Genomic DNA, 17,603 nt, shown 5'->3' with positions numbered 1-17,603 from the left:
TACGACATGCGGGTGCAGGTGCTGGGGCCGCTGGAGGTGTGGCGGGACGCGGTGCGCATCCCCCTCGGCACGCCGCAGCAGCGGGCGCTGCTCGGGCTGCTGGTGCTCGCGGACGGCCGGCCGCTCTCGCGCGGCGAACTGGCCGAGGCGCTGTGGGGCGACGCCCAGCCGCGCAGCGCCGCGAACCTGATCCAGACGTATGTGAAGCGATTACGCCGGCTGCTGGAGCCGGACCGGCCGGCGCGCACCGCAAGCGAGTTGCTGCCGCGGGTGGGCGAGGGGTACGCGCTGCGGATGCCCGCCGCGGACGCGGGCGGCCCGGACGCCGACGGCGTCGACCTCACGCGCTTCCGCCGGCTCGCAGCGCAGGGGGAGGCGGCGGAGCGCGAGCACGGGCCCCGGCACTCGGCCCCGCTGCTGGGCCAAGCGCTCGCGCTCTGGCACGGGCCGCCGCTGGCGGACCTCCCGTTGCTCGCCGGGCATCCGGCGCTGGTCGCGCTGGCGGGCGAGCGGCGGACGGCGGTCGCCCGGTACGGGACGGCGATGGTCGCGTCGGGAAAGGCGGCAGAGGCGCTGCCGCTGCTGGTGGAATATGCGGCGCGGCATCCGCTGGACGAGGGCACGCAAGCGTGCCTGGTGCGGGCGTACGAGGCGGTGGGACAGCGCGATCTCGCGTTCGCCGCGTACCTCGACACCCGGCGCCGGCTCGCTGACGAACTGGGCGTCGACCCGGGGCCCGAGCTGACCGCGGCGTACACGAGGCTGCTGCAGAAGCCGGCCGGCGCGGGAGGCGGGCGGATGCGGACGACGCCGTACGCCGTCGGCAGCGGTGCGCGGGGCGGGGCGCCGCCTTCGGCGGGCCGCCCGCCGCGGCCGGAGAACCCGCAGCCTCCGGCGCCGCGGTCGACGGCGCGGCAGGCGGCCGTGCCTCAACCGGTGCCCGTCTGGCCGGCGCCTCCTCCCCCGCACCCCGTGCCGTCCCAACTCCCCGCCGATGTCTACGGCTTCTCCGGCCGCGGCGCCGAACTGCGCGCGCTCGACAAGCCGCTGTCGGCCGGACTCGGGCCGCTGCCGATCCTGGTGATCTCCGGCACCGCCGGCACGGGCAAGACGGCGCTCGCCGTCCACTGGGCGCACCGCGTCAGCAGCCGCTTCCCCGACGGCCAGCTCTACGTCAACCTCCGTGGCTACGACCCGCAGAGCCCGCTGCCCTGGGCGGACGCCCTCACCGGCTTCCTGCGCGCGCTCGGCCTCGGCGGAGCGCACATCCCCCTCGACCCGGAGGAGCGTGCCGCCCGCTTCCGCACCGAGGTGACCCGGCGGCGGATGCTCGTCGTACTGGACAACGCGCTCTCCGTGGAGCAGGTACGCCCCCTCCTTCCCGGCTCACCCTCGTGCGCCGTCCTCGTCACGAGCCGGGACAGCATGGCGGGCCTGGTGGCACTGCACGGCGCCCGCCGCCTCGCCCTGGGGCCGCTGCCGCGGCGCGAGGCGATCGCCCTGCTCCGGCGGCTCATCGGGGAGAGAACGCCGGCGGACCCAGCGGCCTTCGCCGCGCTCGCCGAGCAGTGCGCGCGGCTGCCGCTGGCGCTGCGGGTGGCGGCGGAGCTGGCGGCCAAGCACCCGGGGGTGGCGCCGGCGGAGCTGGTGAGGGAGCTCGGCGACCACCGGCGGCGCCTGGACCTCCTGGACGCGGGCGGCGACCCCCGGGCGGCCGTTCGGTCGGTGCTCTCCTGGTCCTACCGGCACCTACCGCCCGCCGCCGCACGCGCGTTCCGGCTACTCCACCTGCACCCCGGCCCGGACTTCGGCGCACGGTCCACCGCGGCGCTGCTCGACGTGCCCGAGGACGACGCCACCCGGCTGCTCGATACGCTGCATCGCGCGCACCTCGTGCAGTCCCCGCGGCCGGGCCGCTTCGCGATGCACGACCTGCTGCGCGCGTACGCGGAGGACACGGCGCGGCGGCACGACCCCGACGAGCACCGCGGGCTCGCCCGTATCCGTCTCTACGACCACTACCTGGCCGGTGCGATGGCCGCGATGGACCAGCTCTACCCGGCAGAGCGCCACCACCGCCCGGCCGGCGCCCGCCCGCTGCCGCCGGCACCGGTGGGCGAACCCGCCGAGACCCGCGACTGGCTCACCGCGGAACTGCCGGTGCTGGGCGCGCTGTGCGCCGCGGCAGCAGCCGGGCCGCTGCCGGAGTACGCGGTCCGCATCGCGGCCACACTCTTCCGCCACCTCGACGGCGGCCTGCACGCGGAAGGGCTCTCCTTCCACACCCACGCGCTGCACGCCGCGGAACGTACCGGCGACGTCTCCGGCGAGGCGCACGCCCTCACCAGCCTGGGCGCCGTCCACTGGCGACTCGGTGAACACCTGCCCGCAGAGGAATACCTGGAGCGGGCCATCGTGCTGCACCAACGCTCCGGCGACCTCTCCGGCCTGGCCCGCGCCCTGTCGAACCTCGGCAACGTCCACTGGCGACTCGGCCGGCTCGACGGCGCCGCCGACTGCCACGAACGTGCGCTCGCCCTCTACCAAGAGGTCGGCGACCAGGTCGGCCAGGCCCGCACGCTGACGAACGTCGGCAACGTCAGTCTCCGCCGCGGCGACCTGTCCGGGGCCGCCGCCCACCAGCGCCGGGCACTGGCGCTCCACGCCGTCACCGGCGACCGTCCCGGCCGCGCCCGCACCCTGATGTTCCTCGGCCGCATCCAACTGCGGCAGGGGCACCTGACGGCCGCCGCCGAGCACCTGCGCCAGGCACTCGACCTCTACCGCGCGCTGGGCCACGAGGGCCGCGAGGCGTACGCGCTGAGCGCGCTGGGCGACCTGTACCTGGCGCAGGAGCGGTACGCGGACGCCGCCGACCACCACCGCAGAGCGCTGCGGCTCTTCGGCACCACCGGCGAGCGCTACGGCGAGGCGGCGGCGCTCAACGGCCTCGGCGAGGCCCTGCTCGGCGCCGGCCGCCCGGCGGAGGCGCTCGTCCACCACGTACGCGCCGGGGAGGTCGCCGCCACCACCGGCGAGAGCGCCGAGCAGGCCCGCGCCCACACCGGCGCGGTCCGCGCCCGACGCCGCGCCGACGACGCCGCGAACACCACCGCCACCGCCACCGACCGGTCGTGACGGCTCTCCGCCGGCAGCGGTGGAAGGACCCGGGTCCACGCTCGACGCGAGCCGCCACACCCCGGGATTCGACCACGCCGTCCACAACAGCCGCCTGATCGCCCGGGGCGAAGAGCCGTCACGCACCGGTCTCCGGCAGTGAAGGCGCGACACCACGCCCTGCTCCTCAGAGCGTGTTTGCGATCCCGGATCCTGGCCGACTTTGGACTCCCGGCCAGGCTCCGACGCTGGTATTCCGTACGTACACCGATCGAGGCGGAGGGCGAATGGCTGTCATTGGTGCCACGACCGCCGACGGACACGGCGTGTTCGATGTTGAGGTTCCTGTCCCAGGCGCTCGCTCGGACTCAGCAACCACCGCGTCCGTGAGCGAGTTCTCCCATGAGTATGGACCCGCTCTCGGCATTGCCGGTCTCGAGGTGCTGAGCGTTGTCCCCGCCCAGGACGTGGTCAAGGTGAAGATCAATGTGAAGTGGGACAGCAGTCTACGTGTGAGGGTGTGCGCCGCGGCGTTCTGATCCGAGGAGAGGCCATGGCATGGGCGGTGCAACAGGTCCGCGGCAGCGGCGTTGTGGAAGCAGCCGTAAGCATGGATGTGGGACGGGACTCCGTCGTGATGGCCTCGGTTACCGAGGTGGACGCCTCGGGGACGCCGTTCATCGGCGCGGCACCGGTCATCGTGCAGTCGGTCGTTCCCAATGACGGATTCGTGGTTCGTGTTCGCGCATGGGCAGGCTGGCCCCAGCCGATCGATGTTCGAATCACTGCACTGAACCTGAGTTCGGATCCGGGCGCCTTCGAACGGCATGACGGCGTCGATGTATACAAGGGCGCGTTCGTTCACCGCTTCGACATACCTGGAGCGACACCGCAGAGCAGTTTCATCGCCTCGATAGCTGAATACCACGGCGCTCCACACATGGGAGCGGCGATGCTGCAGGTGCACTCCGTGGCTCCTCGATTCGGAGAGGTTCTTGTCGCGGGAAACGTGGACTGGCATGAGCAGTTGCCGATTCGCCTGACGCTCGTCGGCAAGCGACCCTGAAACGACTGCCAGATCGGCCCGCCACTACGGGGTCAGTCGCTCTCGCGCTCACATGTCGTGCTCGTACCGGATCAGCAGGAGGTGCGAGAGAGGGCGCCGCCTTCTGTGTGCAGGACGAACTCCAGGCGGACGGAGGCGGTGCGGGGGATGACCAGAGCAACACTCTGCCGCGGCTGCCAGGTGCGCGGGAGCAGCACGTACTGGTCGGCGGATTGGATGACGAGTACGAGGCCCTCGTAGCGGTACGGATATCCCGATGTGGCGTCGGCGCAGCGCAGTTCTCGTACACCGGGTGCGTCGATGCTGAGGCTGCGCTCGCTGCGCAGTACGGCCGTGGTGGAGGTGGGCAGCCGGGCCACCAGCTGTTGTGCGCGCGCCCGGCCGACCGAGGCGGCGTAGTCGGTGGCGGCCCAGATCAGGCTGAGGCCGACGAGCACGAAGACGACGGCCCATTCGGCGACGGCGGCCCATTCGGGGCGAGGAGCGAGGCGGTGCTGCGCGGGCGGCTGAGGCTGAGGGGCCCGCTGCCCGTCACCCGGTTCATCGGGATCCTGGGTTGGGGTCGGCGGGTCGGGGCGCAGGGCGTCGGGGGGCAGTGTGCGGCGCAGTTGCAGGGCGTATGCCAGCAGGATGACGCCGATGGCGAGGCTCAGCGGCGCTATGGCGAGGTGGTGGCGCAGGAAGAAGTCGTTGTCGAGCACGGTCCAGAAACCGCTCAGGGCAAGCAGGGCGCCGGTGGCTCCCAGCGCGGGCACCAGGACGCGCAGGGCCGGGGAACGAGCGCCCGCGGCGAGGCGGGAGCGCAGCAGGTCGTGGCCCCAGAAGGCGGTGAGGCCGACGGTGGCCGTGACGACCATGGGCACGAAGAGGGCGTCCACACTGATGACCAGGTAGTCGGTGGTGCCCAGCCCGAGCAGGGTGGCGTCTACCCCGAAGTAGGCGTAGAACCACCAGGCTTGGTTGAGGCCGAAGTAATACATCAGCCCGGTGACGAAGCTGGTGGGGGCGACGACCGCGCCGAACAGGGCTCCGAAGCGGCGCATGCCGGGGAGCGGTCCGGCGTTGGTCGCGTCCGGCGCCTGGCCGTCGGCCGGCTCCGTCATGACGGCGAGGCCGGGGAGGAGCCACTCTGCCCGGCATCCAGTCCACCCGTGTCCTGTCCGCCGTCGCCTTGGCCGGCGTCCTGCCCTTCCGAGCTTTGGCCTGCGTCCTGACCCCCGATTTCCTGCCCGGCGTCCTGGCCGGCGTCGTCCCCACCGTCGGTGGTGGTTCCAGCGGACGTGTCGGTCGGCGGTGAGCAAGGAGCCTGGATCTCGATGGGGATGATGTCGCCCACGTAATACGGGTTGCGGGGAGGCACCGCCCGGAGAAACACGCAGGGGGCCGATCCGCCACCCTCGACGGGGCGCCGGACCAGGGCGACGCAGTCCGTCCCACCGCACTGAGGTCTGAAGTAGTCCTCCTTCAGGTCCTCCCACCCGCGCTGTCCGTCTTCGTCGTAACCCAAGTTGCGGCCCGTGAAGTTGATCTCCGGCAGTGTCATGGGCGACCCCTGCCCGACCTCGCCTCCGCCCCCTCCGGTGCCGCCCCCGCCGTTGGTGCTGCCGCCGCCTCCGACGACACCGCCCCCGCCGCCGCTGCCGTCGCCGGAACCGGTGTCGGTGCTGCTGCCTCCTGCGCTCGCGCTCCCCGCACTCGCCCCTCCGCCGGAGGATAAGCCGGCCCCGCCTGGACCGTCTCCCGCTTCATCACCGCCTCCGTTGCAGGCGATCAGCGGGACGCACAGGAAAAGCGGCACAGCCCAGCGCGCCGCTCGCCTCCAAGTCATCATTTCTCCCCCGTAGCCTCGAAAAGTATCCGTACCGGAAGAATGGCACCTTATTTACCGACGGTCCATCCTCGTGCAGGGGCGCATCCGCCAAGGGTTCGGGAACCTCCGCCCGCACCCTGCGCGGTCCGGCTGCCGTGATCTTTGTAAAGGCTCGTGTCAGTTCCGCGCCCTGCAGCAACTTGGCAACATCGACTCGCGCGGCAACATGGTCGAGGGCTACCAGACGGGCAGCGACCGCTCCGGAGGTTTCATCCGACCCGGTGGGCCGTCCAGTACGCGCTCGTCTCGCTCTTCGTGCCGCCTTCGGCGGGAGGACTCTGGTACGCCTTCATGGCCTGCCACTTGTCGACCTTCGCCTCACCCGGCCAGGGAGACTCGACCGACAGCGGATTCTTGCTGATCGGATCGTTCTTGTCCCGGTACTCGTAGTAGACCCTGAGCGGTATGCCCTTGAAATCCCGCTGCTTCCGCGCCGACCACTCGAGCTTGAGCGTCTCCGGGGTCATGACCCCGGAGATCGGTCCCGACAGGATGGTGAGTTGCTGCTCGGTCTCGTAGCCCACGCGCAGGAGCCGGGCGAACTCGCCGAGGCTGCCGAGCGCAATTCCCACCGGGCCGAGACTGCCGAGCACTTCCTGCCCCTTGCCCCTCACGCAGCGGCGGCGTCTGCGCACTGTCCGTCGCGGTGATGGCGAAGAATGCCTGTTGCCTCAGGCAGGACCGGCCGCCGCTGCGGGATTGTTCACGAACCCCCAGACCGGGTACCCGGGCGCCATGCCTGCTTCCAATCCCGATCCCGACCCCGACCGCACCACCGGCCTGGAGCCCGGTGGGTCGGTGCCGCCGGGTGAGACTCCGCCTGCCGAGGGCAGCACGCCCGGGGCGGGGCCGGACGAGGCGCACAACCCGACGAAGGGCTGGGCGAAGGGTCCGCTGTTCCTGATCGGGCTCGTGGTCGTGTTGTTCGCCGTCGGTTACGTCGGGTTTGCGCTTGCGCTCACCCGCTGACGCCCGCTTCGCCCCCGTCCAAACAGGGTGACGAGCCCTGCGCGCGCCCCTCGCCGGGGCCCCCGTCCTGATGGGCGGCCCGGGCGGCGTCAAAGGCCCGTGCCGACGGCGGACGCCAGCGCCAGGCCGTAGTCGACCTGGCCGCCCCCGGCGGCGAACAGCGCCGTCACGGGAACCTGCAGCCGCAGCGCCCCGATCAGCTCCAGCCGGCCGGCGGCGAACGCGACCAGCATCATCAGAGCCAGGCTCCAGGCGTGCACGCCGGCGACGGCGCCGAAGCCGGTCGCCAGCACCACGCCCACGCCGACCGCGGCCACGTACCGCACCGAGTGCCACACCGACCGGTAAACGGTGGCCTGCAACGCCAGCAGCGTGGTGAACGGGGCGAAGGTGGTCACCTGCGGCGGCAACAGCCACGACGCCAGTGTCCACGCGGCCACGACCGCCGCCACCGACTTGCCCAGGAGCAGAACGTCATCCCGCTCGTACCCCGGGCGACGCACCGCAGCGTGCACGAATTCCAGAACACCAGTGATCCTCCGCCGCACCCGGTACGGGTATCCCCGACGGCCGTGCGGAAACGAAGACGGCCGTGGGGCCGGAGCGCTGCCGGTCCCCGGGGGCGCCGCGCGGGCGGTGCCCCGGGACCGTCGCCGGGGCCGGCCGGCCCTCACTCCGCCGCTGATGCCCCAGCCGGCGAAGAACTCGTCCACCCGGCGGTTCGACCGCTGCCGGCGGCATCGTCCTTTGCACCAAGAGCGGCGCCGTCCGCACTTCGGCGGACACGGACCTCCCGCTCCGGCCGGGGCGGGACCACGTCCTTCCGGGTGTCAGCTCGGCTCGTGGGCCCGCCCGCGGGCCGCCTACGTCACGTGCGGCGGTTCTCCCCGCCGAGGCCGAGGGCGTCGGCGATCGCCTGGAGGTTGCCGTACTCCCCGTCGGGGAGGCGCTCGGCCAGCTCCGTCAGCCGGTCCGGGGCGTTGTTGCTGCGCAGCGTCTCCAGCACCGCCTCGCGGTCGGCGGGATAGACGGCGCGACCGAGGTTCCGGCCCAGCTCGCTGCGGATCTCGACGCCTGCCGCGGTGATCCCCGGGGGCGTGCCCCCGACGAGCGTGGTGCCGGGTGCGCGGTCCGTCTCCGGCTGATCTTCTCCCGGTGGCTGCAGTTCGCGCTCTTCCTCCGCGCGGATGGACCGGTTCGCGCGCAGTTCGCCGCTCATCTCCTTGGCGATCACGTCGTCGCGTATCGCGCTGGTCTTGTTCCTGCCATGTTCGGCCATGTCCGCCTCGCCTCCCTGCGTGCTTGAGGCGTGAGCCATACGTGCCGGGTTCCCAGAAGTGCCCGGAAGAACCGGAGATCCCGGGACGCGATGGCCACGCGGAAACGACGGCGACCGCGGGGCGGGGACGCCCCGTGATCCCTGCATGACCGGACTCCGGCTGGATACCCTAAATGCATGCATAACGTGCCATACGAGCCGACCTTGCCGGTCGGCCGCGGAGAACTGTCCGCGGCGACGCTCGCCTACCTGCGGGGCGACTCGGCCTCGCTGCCCCACGCGGACGGCCCTGCGCGCAGCGACCCGTACGGCGACGACCTGCAACTGGCCCTCTACCTCTGCTACGAACTCCACTACCGGGGATTCGCAGGCGTAGACGACGAGATGGAGTGGGACGCCGCCCTGCTGGCCTTCCGCCGTACGCTGGAGGACCGCTTCCTGACGGCGCTGCGGGAGGACGCGCCGCTGCCCGTGGATGTCGACACCGCCCTCGCGGCGCTGCTGGTCGAACCCGTGAAGGGCGACTCCATCTCCCACCACCTGCGGGACGACGGCACGATGTGGCAGCTACGGGAATACGCGGTGCAGCGCTCGCTCTACCACCTGAAGGAGGCCGACCCGCACGCCTGGGTGCTCCCGCGCCTGCACGGGCGGGCCAAGGCGGGCATGGCGGCGGTGGCGTACGACGAGTTCGGTGCCGGCCGCGGCGAGCGGGTACACGCCCGGCTGTTCGCCGATCTCATGCGGGACCTTTCGCTCGACCCCGGCTACGGGCGTTATCTGGAGGCCGCCTGCCCTCAGATGCTCGCCGTCGTGAACCTCATGTCGCTGCTCGGCCTCCACCGCAGCCTGCGCGGTGCGCTGGTCGGCCACTTCGCCACGGTCGAAATCACCTCCTCCCCAAGCTCCCGCCGGCTCGTGCAGGCCATCGAGCGGCTGGGCGCGGGCCGGGCCGCGGAGCACTTCCACCGCGAGCACGTGGAGGCCGACGCCGTCCACGAGCAGGTCGTACGGCACGAGGTGGTGGCCGGGCTGCTGGAGGCGGAGCCGCAGCTCGCGGCCGACGTGACCTTCGGGATCGCCGCCACCGGGCTGGTCGAGGACCGGTTCACCGAGCACGTCCTCGGATCGTGGCGCGCCGAGCGCTCGTCACTGCGTCTCCCCCTCTAGGACACCTTCCCGCCATGCGGGCGTTTCATCCGGAATGTTCGGGTACCCGAGGTGTGGCTCTCGGTGCCTCGACGGGCCTGAACAGGACGGAAAGGCCGGTGGTGATCCGTGCACAGCGCCCGAGACGAATCCCCGTGCCGGCTGCGCGTCCAGCGCACGGGCCCCCTGCTCATCGAGGGCCCGGTGGAGGTCATGCTCGACGACGGCACCGTCGCCGTCTCCGACCGCTTCACCGTCGCCGTCTGCACCTGCCGGCGCAGCCGTACCTACCCCTGGTGCGATACCAGCCACCGCCGCCGAACCGCGGACTGACCCGGCCGTGACACGGTCGCGGTCGCCGGCGGGGCAAGCGGTCCCCGGTTGGACGGGACCCGGGCCTGGTAGCGCCGATCCCCACCGGAGGCCACCATGAGCGAAGCGAAACGTGAGACACCGCACCCGGCCGAGCAGCACCCGCGGCCGGAACTGCCGGCGCAGGACCAGCCCCACCCCGGCTGGACCGGCCCGATGGACCCGCCGCCGGACCACGGCGAGGACACCTACCGCGGCGCCGGGCGGCTGCAGGGACTCAAGGCCGTGATCACCGGCGGCGATTCCGGCATCGGCCGCGCGGTGGCCATCGCCTACGCACGCGAAGGCGCCGACGTGCTGCTGACCCACCTGCCGGAAGAGGAGGACGAGGCCCACGAGACGGCCGGCTGGGTGAAGGAGGCCGGGCGCAAGGCCGTGACCGTCCCCTGCGACATCCGCGAGGAGAGCGCCTGCGCCGATCTGATCGGCCGGGCGGCAGAGGAGTTCGGGCGCATCGATCTCCTGGTGAACAACGCGGCTTACCAGATGTCGCAGCCCGACGGGATCGAGGCGATCACCACCGAGCAGTTCGACCGGGTGATGCGCACCAACCTGTACGGGATGTTCTGGCTGTCGAAGAAGGCCCTGGCCCACATGGGCCCAGGCGGGGGCATCATCAACTCCGCATCGGTGCAGGGATACAAACCCAGCCCGCACCTGCTCGACTACGCCATGACCAAGGCGGCCATCGTCGCGTTCACCCAGGGGCTGGCCCAGATGCTCACCGACCGCGGCATCCGCGTCAACGCGGTGGCCCCCGGCCCGGTGTGGACGCCCCTCATCCCGGCCACACTGCCCGACACCGTCCACTTCGGGAAGCAGTCACCGCTGGGCCGCCCGGCGCAGCCGGCGGAGATGGCACCGGCGTACGTGTTCCTGGCCTCACCGGAATCCGGCTTCATCACCGCGGAGATCGTCAACGCCACAGGCGGCACCCCGCTGCCGTAGCGGACGGCCACCGGCCCCCGGCGGTGGCCGGCCGGTCGTCGCGGCGATCGCCCCCGGCGGCGTCTCCTGGACCTCGGCCGCGATCCGGGCGGTGTGGAACGCGGTGCCGCTCGCGTAGCGACACGGCGACGTCTTCACGGTGACGGCGGGTCGTCGCCCAGGTGGTGGAAGTCGTCCAGCAGCACGATAGCCACGGCGTCGGCCGCGGCGGCGCACCGCTCGTACTCCTCCTCCGACAGGGCGCCGGACGTGTGCCTGACCAGGCCGATCGACCCGAGGACGTGGCCGCGGAACCGCAGCGGGAAGGCGTACAGCGCGCCGGCGTCCGGCGGCGTCCGCCCCGGAGGCCGGAGCGCCGGCCGGCGCTCCCCGGGACGGCGCAGGTCGGCGGCGACGGGGCGGCCCAGGGCGGTCGCGCGTACGGACGGTCCCTCACCCGGTGCGAAGTGCCGCGCCTCCAGGTCCAGCGCAGCGGCGTCGGAGGCGTAGCACACGTGCTGGTGCGGGCCGTGGCCGAGCAGCGAGATCGTCACGGCGTCCATGGCGAGATCGCCGCGAAGCAGCCGGCACAGCCGACCGGGCAGCCCGCCCGGTCCGCCGCCGGCCGCGGTGTCGAACACCGACTGCCGGACGGTGAAGGGGTCGTCCATTCCTCTTACTCGATACGAGACGACGTCTACTGGTCACCGCCATGAGTACCCGCGGTACGGCATTCAGTCACCCCGTCTTTCCCAGCGGAAACGGGGTCCGTACGCCCCCGGGGGTTCGCGCGTGCCGTACGGGGCACTCGGGGTGTGTCTCGTCGACGTCGAGGAGGTCGCCATGCCCGTCGCCACGTTCTGCCTGGTCGCGGTGGACTGCCCGGATCCGCGCCGGTTGGCCGAGTTCTACCGCGGGCTGCTCGGGGGCGAGGTGAAGGCGTACAGCGACGACTGGTACGACCTCTTCGCGCCGGACGGGACCCGGCTCGCCTTCCAGCGCGCGCCCGGCCTCCGCCCGCCGGACTGGCCGCGCGCCGACCAGAACTCGCAGCAACTCCACCTCGACCTGCGGGTCACGGATGTCGAGGCGGCGGAGCGGCACGCCCTGGAGCTGGGCGCCCGGCCGCTGGACACGGACGACGACGGGGGCAGGCGCGAGTTCCGCGTGTACGCGGATCCGGCAGGGCACCCGTTCTGCTTCGTCTACGGGTCGTGAGCGCCGGGTCGGGTACCCGGGCGAGGCACACGTACCGACCCCGGAGGTGAGTCGATGAAGGCCGCCGTATGGCACGGCAAGCGGGACGTACGCGTCGAGGAGGTCCCCGATCCGTCGCTGAAGCACCGCACGGACGCGGTGGTGCGGATCACCTCATCCGGACTCTGCGGCTCGGATCTGCACCTGTACGAGATCCTGACCCCGTTCATGACGCCCGGGGACATCCTGGGACACGAGCCGATGGGCGTGGTCGAGGAGGTCGGCGACGAAATCAGGAACCTCTCGCCCGGTGATCGGGTCGTCGTGCCCTTCCAGATCGCCTGCGGCGACTGCCACATGTGCCGGCAGGGGCTGCAGACCCAGTGCGAGACGACCCAGGTGCGCGAGCACGGCATGGGTGCCCGGCTCTTCGGCTATACCAAGCTCTACGGTGCCGTCCCCGGGGCGCAGGCCGAGTACCTGCGCGTGCCGCAGGCGCACTACGGCCCCGTGAAGGTGCCCGAGGGACCGGCGGACGACCGCTACCTCTTCCTCTCCGACGTGCTGCCCACCGCGTGGCAGGCGGTGGAGTACGCCGGCATCCCCGAGGGCGGCAGCGTCGCCGTCATCGGTCTCGGCCCGATCGGCGACATGTGCTGCCGCATCGCGCTGCACCGGGGCGCCGGGCAGGTCATCGGCGTGGACCTGGTCGACGAGCGGCTGCGGCGCGTCCGCGAACGCGGCGCCGAGGCGATCGACCTGCGCGACGAGAAGGACGTGGCCGCCGCCGTCCGCGACCGGACCCGGGGGCGCGGCCCCGACGCCGTCATCGACGCGGTGGGCGCGGAGGCACACGGCAGCCCCGCCGGCAAGCTGATGCAGACCATCGGCGGGCTGCTGCCCCGCAAGCTCGCGGAACAGGTGGCCGGCAAGGCGGGCGTGGACCGGATGGCCGCCCTGTACTCGGCCCTCGACATGGTGCGCCGCGGCGGAACGGTCTCGGTGATCGGCGTCTACGGCGGCGCGGCCGACCCGCTGCCGCTGCTGACCGTCTTCGACAAGCAGCTCCAGCTCCGCTTCGGCCAGGCCAACGTCCGCCGCTGGGTGCCGGACATCCTGCCGCTGCTGGAGGGCGAGGACGTCCTGGGCGTCGACTCCTTCGCCACCCACCATCTGCCGCTGGAGCGCACGCCCGACGCGTACGACATGTTCCAGAAGAAGGCGGACGGTGCGGTGAAGGTCGTGCTCGAACCCTGAGCCGGCGCACAGCCGGCGTCCGCGCTCCCGCTCTCCGGGCGGGAGCGCGGACGCCTCTTCACGCGTGCCGTGCCGCCGGGGCGCCGGGCGGGAAGCGGTCCCACACCCGGTGCCGCGTCAGCAGTTCGGTGATGTCGTCGAGCACCGCCTGCGGGTCGTCGGCGACCACGACTCCCGGTGCGTCCGGCGGGCAGCCGGCCGCGTCGAGTGCCCGGTCGCTGTCCGCCCAGCCGCCGAGCGGCTTGGCGTGCCGGTACGCCTCGGCGAGGAACTGGGCCAGCCGCGGGTCGGTGCCGGCGCCTGCCGGGTTCTGGCCGGCCTTGGCGTCCCGGGCGCCGTAGGCGTCGTCGCCGGGCCGCGGCGTGCCCGCGAGCAGTACGGCGTCGAATTCGACGGACCGGGCGTTGGCGAAGGTCCGGTCCACGGCGACGGGCTCGCCGCCGCCGCCCTCCAGCCGGCCGGCGCGCGGCGCGACCACCAGCGGCACCATGCCGGCGCCGAGGACCTCGGCACGAATCGCCCGTACGGAATCCAGGGCGGTGTTCTCGTCCGCGACGATGGCGATGACGCGGCCCGTCACCGGCCACTGCCGGCCGATCTGGGCGAGCGCCGGGGAAGGGCGCACGTCCGCGGGCGGCGCGGCCGGCGCGGGTGCGGGCAGTCCGAGGCCGGCGGCGACCTGGGCGCACAGCTCCGGGTCGATCTGTGCGAGAACGCGCAGGTTGCGCTCCCGGATCACTTCTTCTGCGCACTTGCTCAGCTCGAAGGTGTACGCGCCGATCACGTGCTCCCGCTCCGGCGGGGTGAGGCTGAGCCAGAACCTCCGGGCGTGGCTGGTGTGGTCGGCGAACGAGGCTGGCGCCTCGCGGACCTTGGCGCCCGCGACCGGAACGGGGACCTCCACGTATCCGCGGTCGGCGGCGCCGGCCTGGAACGGGCAGCCGCCGTCGAGGGAGTTGGGGCGGTAGGGCGCGATGCCGGAGTGCACGGCGGTCTGGTGCATGGCATCGCGCTGCATGTCGTTCACGGGCGCGTGCGTGCGGTTCACCGGGAGCTGCGCGAAGTTGGGCCCGCCCAGCCGGCTGATCTGGGTGTCGAGGTACGAGAAGAGCCGGCCGGCCAGCAGCGGGTCGTCGGTGATGTCGATGCCGGGGACGAGGTGACCGGGGTGGAAGGCGACCTGCTCGGTCTCGGCGAAGTAGTTCACCGGGTTGGCGGTCAGCCGCATCAGCCCGACGGGCCGCACGGGCGCCAGCTCCTCCGGCACGATCTTGGTCGGGTCGAGCAGGTCGATGCCCTCGAAGGTCTGCTCGGGGGTGTCGGGGAAGGTCTGGATGCCCAGTTCCCATTCGGGGTAGGCGCCGGCCTCGATGGCGTCGGCCAGGTCGCGGCGGTGGAAGTCGGGGTCCACGCCGCCGAGGAGCTGGGCCTCCTCCCACAGCAGGGAATGCACGCCGGCCGTCGGCTTCCAGTGCCACTTCACCAGTGTGGTGCCGCCGTCGGCGGCGACCAGCCGGAAGGTGTGGATGCCGAAGCCCTCCATCATCCGGTACGAGCGTGGGATCCCGCGGTCGGACATGTTCCAGATGGTGTGGTGAGTGGCCTCCGTGTGCAGGGAGACGAAGTCCCAGAAGGTGTCGTGCGCGCTCTGCGCCTGCGGGATCTCCCGGTCGGGGTGAGGCTTGCCCGCGTGGATGACGTCCGGGAACTTGACGGCGTCCTGGATGAAGAAGACGGGGATGTTGTTGCCGACGAGGTCGAACGTTCCTTCGACGGTGTAGAACTTCGTCGCGAAGCCGCGCGTGTCGCGCACGGTGTCGGCAGAGCCGCGGGAGCCGAGGACGGTGGAGAAGCGCACGAAGACGGGCGTCTCGGCACCCTCGGCGAGGAACGCCGCCTTGCACAGCGGCGTGGCGGTGCCGTAACCGCGGAAGACCCCGTGCGCGGCGGCGCCCCGCGCGTGGACGACGCGCTCGGGAATGCGCTCGTGGTCGAAGTGCGTGATCTTCTCACGCAGATGGTGGTCCTGGAGCAGCACGGGCCCGCGCGGGCCGGCCTTGAGCGAGTGGTCGCTGTCCGGCAGCCGCAGACCCTGGGCCGTCGTGAGATAGGCGCCCGTCTGCGCCCGCACCGCGGCATCCGCGGCGACGGGGTCGCCGGTGGGCGAGTACATCTCGGGACCGGCCTGGTCGGGAGCGGGCGGGAGGGGCTCGCGGGGGGTCGTCGGCTCGTCGGGTGCGGGTGTCCCGGAGTGAGCGGGGGTACGCGCTGTCGCGCCGGGACCGTTGTCGTTCGTGGACGGCATCGCGGTTCCTCGTTCCTGTCGGACCTCGGGCACCGCCCGGGGTAGCCCCCGCATTGCGGCTCCAAACGCCGTGAGGTCCAGACTTCCACGATTCGTACGGGTTCATCCCGATGAGATCCCCCAGCAGTGGCGCGGGAGGGCACCGGGGCGGGGCGGGCGGCGTCCGGTCGTGCGAGGGGCCGCGGCGGCGTCATCTGAAGAAGTCGTCCGCCGCACCCCCGTTTGCGTCGCCTGGTGCCGGGCAGGCGGACTTACGTGCTTCGGACCAGAGGCACGCCGCGGGAGTCCTCGGCTTCTCATCGTGGGCGCTCCGGCCGGCCGGCGGTCCGGAGCGTCGTCGTTTCCGGCTTCCTCACCGCTGACGCGGTGCGGCGCCGCCGCCGTCCTCCCGCGAGACCTGAACGCTGACCACCCGCCCGAGGGAGGCCCCCGTGGCGTACATCCGGGCACGGAGCGGGAAACACCCGCACGACGACGCACCCGACACCTCCGCACAGTTCCACCGGCTCTCCGGCATGGTCGAAGGGCCCGAGAAGAAGGCGCTGCGACAGGACGTCGTACGCGCCTGGATGCCGATGGCGCAGCGGCTCGCCCGCCAGTTCAGAAACCGCGGCGAAGCGCTGGAGGACCTGGAACAGGTCGCACACCTCGGCCTGGTCAAGGCCGTCCGGCGATACGACCCGGCACGCGGCAACGCTTTCGAGAGCTACGCCGTGCCGACGATCGTCGGTGAACTCAAGCGCCACTTCCGCGACCACATGTGGGGCGTCCACGTGCCCCGCCGGGTCCAGGAACTGCGCAACCGCGTCCGCAGCGCGAGCATGGCACTGGCCACCACCGCCGACGACCGCTTCCCGCCGGCCGCGGACATCGCCGAGGAGGCCGGCCTCACCGAGGACGAGGTACGCACCGGTCTGCAGGCCCTGGAGAGCTACGCCACCCTCTCCCTGGACGCCAACCTGACCGACACCGGCGACGGCTACTCGCTCGCCGACACCGTCGCCGGCACCGAACCCGGCTTCGACCGCGCCGTCGACCGCGAAGCCGCACGACCCCACCTGAGCCGCCTGCCGGAACGCGAACGCGAAATCCTCTACCTCCGCTTCTTCTGCGACATGACCCAAAGCAGCATCGCCGAACACCTCGGCATCTCCCAGATGCACGTCTCCCGCCTGATCAGCAACACCTGCGCACACATCCGCGAACGCGTCCAAGCCGACCGGACCGCAGCCGCGTAGGCCCGGAGAAGCGCCCCGCCGCCCCGGCCGCGTCGCCTCGACGCCACCGCCCTTGCGGTATCGCACCGCCTCTTGGAGAGCGCCCAGGACGTCAGGACGCCGTCGCGCCGCCGCCGCGAACGGCAGGACCAGGACTGGGAACGCGCCGCGAGCACGTGCCGGTTGCTGCAGGCCCGGCTCTCCCGCGTCGCCGAGGCGGAGCGGCTGCTGCGCCCGCAGGACGGTCGACTGCCCGGCGCCGGCGGCAGGAACGTGCTCAACGTCTCGTACCTCGTCGCCCGGGAGCGCGAGCACGGGTTCGTCACCTGCGCACGCGAGCCCTCCCGGCCGGGCGTACGCATCGAGGTCCACGGCCCCTGGGCGCCCTACTCCTTCGCCGACCCGGAGCCGGCACCGTGACGGCGCCCGCCCCGCGGCCCGCACCGGCGCCCGCGGCACAACGGCGGGTCAGCCTGGTCGACCTGCTGGACCGGCTGCTGGGCACCGGTTTGTCGTCATCTCCGGCGACCTCGTACGCAGTGTCGCCGACGTCGACCTGGTCCGCATCCGGCTGCACGCCCTCCTCACCTCCACCGCGACCACGACCGGGCCCTCATTCCCGGGCGACGGCCTCTCCCCGCCCGCGTACGGCCGGAGGGAGCCGTGACCGACCACCGGCTGGACCTCGCGGCACGGCGTCTCGCGTGCCGGCCTGGGCCTCGACCTCGGCCCGCTGGGCGGCCTCATCGACGACATCGGCCCGCCCCGCTGAGCCCCACCGCCATACGCCGCGAAGGCCGAGCGCTACCCCGACCGGGCCGCACCGGATCCCCCGCCCCCGGCGGCCGGCCGGGCGGCTTCCCCGGAGCGATGTTGAG

General features: G+C 72.5%; 18 protein-coding genes. 11 read left to right on the top strand and 7 right to left on the bottom strand.

Annotated elements, in window-relative coordinates; genetic code table 11:
* The first annotated feature begins 6 nt into the window (after positions 1-6).
* The 3 genes from DMB38_RS31200 to DMB38_RS31190 all read left to right on the top strand — a co-directional run bounded on the left by DMB38_RS31200 (position 7) and on the right by DMB38_RS31190 (position 4,183).
* Positions 7-3,138 carry a tetratricopeptide repeat protein gene (locus DMB38_RS31200; RefSeq protein WP_125937951.1) on the top strand — a complete coding sequence of 1,044 codons (3,132 nt, stop codon included), beginning with the start codon at positions 7-9 and terminating at the stop codon, positions 3,136-3,138.
* A 266-nt stretch (positions 3,139-3,404) separates the two neighbouring features.
* Positions 3,405-3,656 (top strand): hypothetical protein, encoded by a 252-nt coding sequence (locus DMB38_RS31195; RefSeq protein ID WP_125937950.1) that lies wholly within the window; start codon positions 3,405-3,407, stop codon positions 3,654-3,656.
* 14 nt (positions 3,657-3,670) lie between these two features.
* The gene (locus tag DMB38_RS31190) at positions 3,671-4,183 is read left to right on the top strand and encodes a hypothetical protein (RefSeq protein WP_125937949.1); all 513 of its coding nucleotides are present in this window, start codon (positions 3,671-3,673) and stop codon (positions 4,181-4,183) included.
* Positions 4,184-4,254: 71 nt separating this feature from the next.
* Here DMB38_RS31190 and DMB38_RS31185 read toward each other — a convergent pair whose 3' ends face one another.
* From DMB38_RS31185 to DMB38_RS31170, 3 genes are all read right to left on the bottom strand, one after another.
* Complete coding sequence (locus tag DMB38_RS31185) at positions 4,255-5,286, bottom strand: hypothetical protein (protein WP_125937948.1); 1,032 nt, start codon at positions 5,284-5,286, stop codon at positions 4,255-4,257.
* Positions 5,283-5,726 (bottom strand): hypothetical protein, encoded by a 444-nt coding sequence (locus tag DMB38_RS31180; RefSeq protein WP_125937947.1) that lies wholly within the window; start codon positions 5,724-5,726, stop codon positions 5,283-5,285. The genes DMB38_RS31185 and DMB38_RS31180 overlap by 4 nt, the downstream gene beginning before the upstream one ends.
* A gap of 536 nt (positions 5,727-6,262) precedes the next feature.
* Complete coding sequence (locus DMB38_RS31170; RefSeq protein ID WP_125937945.1) at positions 6,263-6,625, bottom strand: hypothetical protein; 363 nt, start codon at positions 6,623-6,625, stop codon at positions 6,263-6,265.
* Positions 6,626-6,788: 163 nt separating this feature from the next.
* Here DMB38_RS31170 and DMB38_RS31165 point away from each other — a divergent pair, with 163 nt between their 5' ends.
* The gene (locus tag DMB38_RS31165) at positions 6,789-7,022 is read left to right on the top strand and encodes a DUF6480 family protein (protein WP_125937944.1); all 234 of its coding nucleotides are present in this window, start codon (positions 6,789-6,791) and stop codon (positions 7,020-7,022) included.
* 89 nt (positions 7,023-7,111) lie between these two features.
* On the opposite strand, the gene DMB38_RS31160 is transcribed toward DMB38_RS31165, so the two are convergent.
* Positions 7,112-7,537 (bottom strand): aromatic acid exporter family protein, encoded by a 426-nt coding sequence (locus DMB38_RS31160; protein ID WP_240662561.1) that lies wholly within the window; start codon positions 7,535-7,537, stop codon positions 7,112-7,114.
* A gap of 353 nt (positions 7,538-7,890) precedes the next feature.
* Complete coding sequence (locus DMB38_RS31155) at positions 7,891-8,301, bottom strand: DUF2795 domain-containing protein (RefSeq protein ID WP_125937942.1); 411 nt, start codon at positions 8,299-8,301, stop codon at positions 7,891-7,893.
* A 177-nt stretch (positions 8,302-8,478) separates the two neighbouring features.
* Between DMB38_RS31155 and DMB38_RS31150 the strand changes: the two genes are divergently transcribed.
* The 3 genes from DMB38_RS31150 (at position 8,479) to DMB38_RS31140 (ending at position 10,770) form a co-directional block, all read left to right on the top strand.
* The gene (locus tag DMB38_RS31150) at positions 8,479-9,471 is read left to right on the top strand and encodes an iron-containing redox enzyme family protein (protein ID WP_125937941.1); all 993 of its coding nucleotides are present in this window, start codon (positions 8,479-8,481) and stop codon (positions 9,469-9,471) included.
* A gap of 108 nt (positions 9,472-9,579) precedes the next feature.
* Positions 9,580-9,783, top strand: a complete 204-nt coding sequence (locus tag DMB38_RS31145; RefSeq protein WP_125937940.1) for a CDGSH iron-sulfur domain-containing protein — start codon at positions 9,580-9,582, stop codon at positions 9,781-9,783.
* Between the two features lie 96 nt (positions 9,784-9,879).
* Positions 9,880-10,770, top strand: coding sequence for an SDR family oxidoreductase (locus DMB38_RS31140; protein ID WP_125937939.1), 891 nt, complete (start codon positions 9,880-9,882; stop codon positions 10,768-10,770).
* A gap of 134 nt (positions 10,771-10,904) precedes the next feature.
* Here DMB38_RS31140 and DMB38_RS31135 read toward each other — a convergent pair whose 3' ends face one another.
* Positions 10,905-11,420 (bottom strand): GAF domain-containing protein, encoded by a 516-nt coding sequence (locus tag DMB38_RS31135; RefSeq protein ID WP_125937938.1) that lies wholly within the window; start codon positions 11,418-11,420, stop codon positions 10,905-10,907.
* Positions 11,421-11,592: 172 nt separating this feature from the next.
* Between DMB38_RS31135 and DMB38_RS31130 the strand changes: the two genes are divergently transcribed.
* Positions 11,593-11,967, top strand: a complete 375-nt coding sequence (locus tag DMB38_RS31130; protein WP_125939399.1) for a VOC family protein — start codon at positions 11,593-11,595, stop codon at positions 11,965-11,967.
* Positions 11,968-12,021: 54 nt separating this feature from the next.
* The gene (locus tag DMB38_RS31125) at positions 12,022-13,203 is read left to right on the top strand and encodes a zinc-dependent alcohol dehydrogenase (RefSeq protein ID WP_125937937.1); all 1,182 of its coding nucleotides are present in this window, start codon (positions 12,022-12,024) and stop codon (positions 13,201-13,203) included.
* A 58-nt stretch (positions 13,204-13,261) separates the two neighbouring features.
* Here the strand turns inward: DMB38_RS31125 and DMB38_RS31120 are convergent, their stop codons facing one another.
* Positions 13,262-15,508: a catalase gene (locus tag DMB38_RS31120; RefSeq protein ID WP_240662560.1), complete on the bottom strand. Its 2,247-nt coding sequence runs from the start codon at positions 15,506-15,508 to the stop codon at positions 13,262-13,264.
* Between the two features lie 431 nt (positions 15,509-15,939).
* Between DMB38_RS31120 and DMB38_RS31115 the strand changes: the two genes are divergently transcribed.
* Positions 15,940-16,746 (top strand): SigB/SigF/SigG family RNA polymerase sigma factor, encoded by an 807-nt coding sequence (locus DMB38_RS31115; protein ID WP_125937935.1) that lies wholly within the window; start codon positions 15,940-15,942, stop codon positions 16,744-16,746.
* Positions 16,747-16,818: 72 nt separating this feature from the next.
* On the top strand, positions 16,819-17,145 hold the full coding sequence (locus DMB38_RS31110) for a GvpL/GvpF family gas vesicle protein (protein WP_125937934.1): 327 nt from the start codon (positions 16,819-16,821) through the stop codon (positions 17,143-17,145).
* Positions 17,146-17,603: the final 458 nt, after the last annotated feature.

It is taken from the genome of Streptomyces sp. WAC 06738, assembly GCF_003945505.1.
GTDB lineage: Bacteria > Actinomycetota > Actinomycetes > Streptomycetales > Streptomycetaceae > Streptomyces.
This window is presented reverse-complemented; position numbering and strand designations above follow the sequence as displayed.

Bases quoted from the DNA above. Each gene is read 5' to 3' on its own strand.
- DMB38_RS31200 (WP_125937951.1), top strand. From the start codon at position 7: ATGCGGGTGCAGGTGCTGGGGCCGCTGGAGGTGTGGCGGGACGCGGTG.
- DMB38_RS31195 (WP_125937950.1), top strand. From the start codon at position 3,405: ATGGCTGTCATTGGTGCCACGACCGCCGACGGACACGGCGTGTTCGAT.
- DMB38_RS31190 (WP_125937949.1), top strand. From the start codon at position 3,671: ATGGCATGGGCGGTGCAACAGGTCCGCGGCAGCGGCGTTGTGGAAGCA.
- DMB38_RS31185 (WP_125937948.1), bottom strand. From the start codon at position 5,286: ATGACGGAGCCGGCCGACGGCCAGGCGCCGGACGCGACCAACGCCGGA.
- DMB38_RS31180 (WP_125937947.1), bottom strand. From the start codon at position 5,726: ATGACACTGCCGGAGATCAACTTCACGGGCCGCAACTTGGGTTACGAC.
- DMB38_RS31165 (WP_125937944.1), top strand. From the start codon at position 6,789: ATGCCTGCTTCCAATCCCGATCCCGACCCCGACCGCACCACCGGCCTG.
- DMB38_RS31155 (WP_125937942.1), bottom strand. From the start codon at position 8,301: ATGGCCGAACATGGCAGGAACAAGACCAGCGCGATACGCGACGACGTG.
- DMB38_RS31150 (WP_125937941.1), top strand. From the start codon at position 8,479: ATGCATAACGTGCCATACGAGCCGACCTTGCCGGTCGGCCGCGGAGAA.
- DMB38_RS31140 (WP_125937939.1), top strand. From the start codon at position 9,880: ATGAGCGAAGCGAAACGTGAGACACCGCACCCGGCCGAGCAGCACCCG.
- DMB38_RS31135 (WP_125937938.1), bottom strand. From the start codon at position 11,420: ATGGACGACCCCTTCACCGTCCGGCAGTCGGTGTTCGACACCGCGGCC.
- DMB38_RS31130 (WP_125939399.1), top strand. From the start codon at position 11,593: ATGCCCGTCGCCACGTTCTGCCTGGTCGCGGTGGACTGCCCGGATCCG.
- DMB38_RS31125 (WP_125937937.1), top strand. From the start codon at position 12,022: ATGAAGGCCGCCGTATGGCACGGCAAGCGGGACGTACGCGTCGAGGAG.
- DMB38_RS31120 (WP_240662560.1), bottom strand. From the start codon at position 15,508: ATGCCGTCCACGAACGACAACGGTCCCGGCGCGACAGCGCGTACCCCC.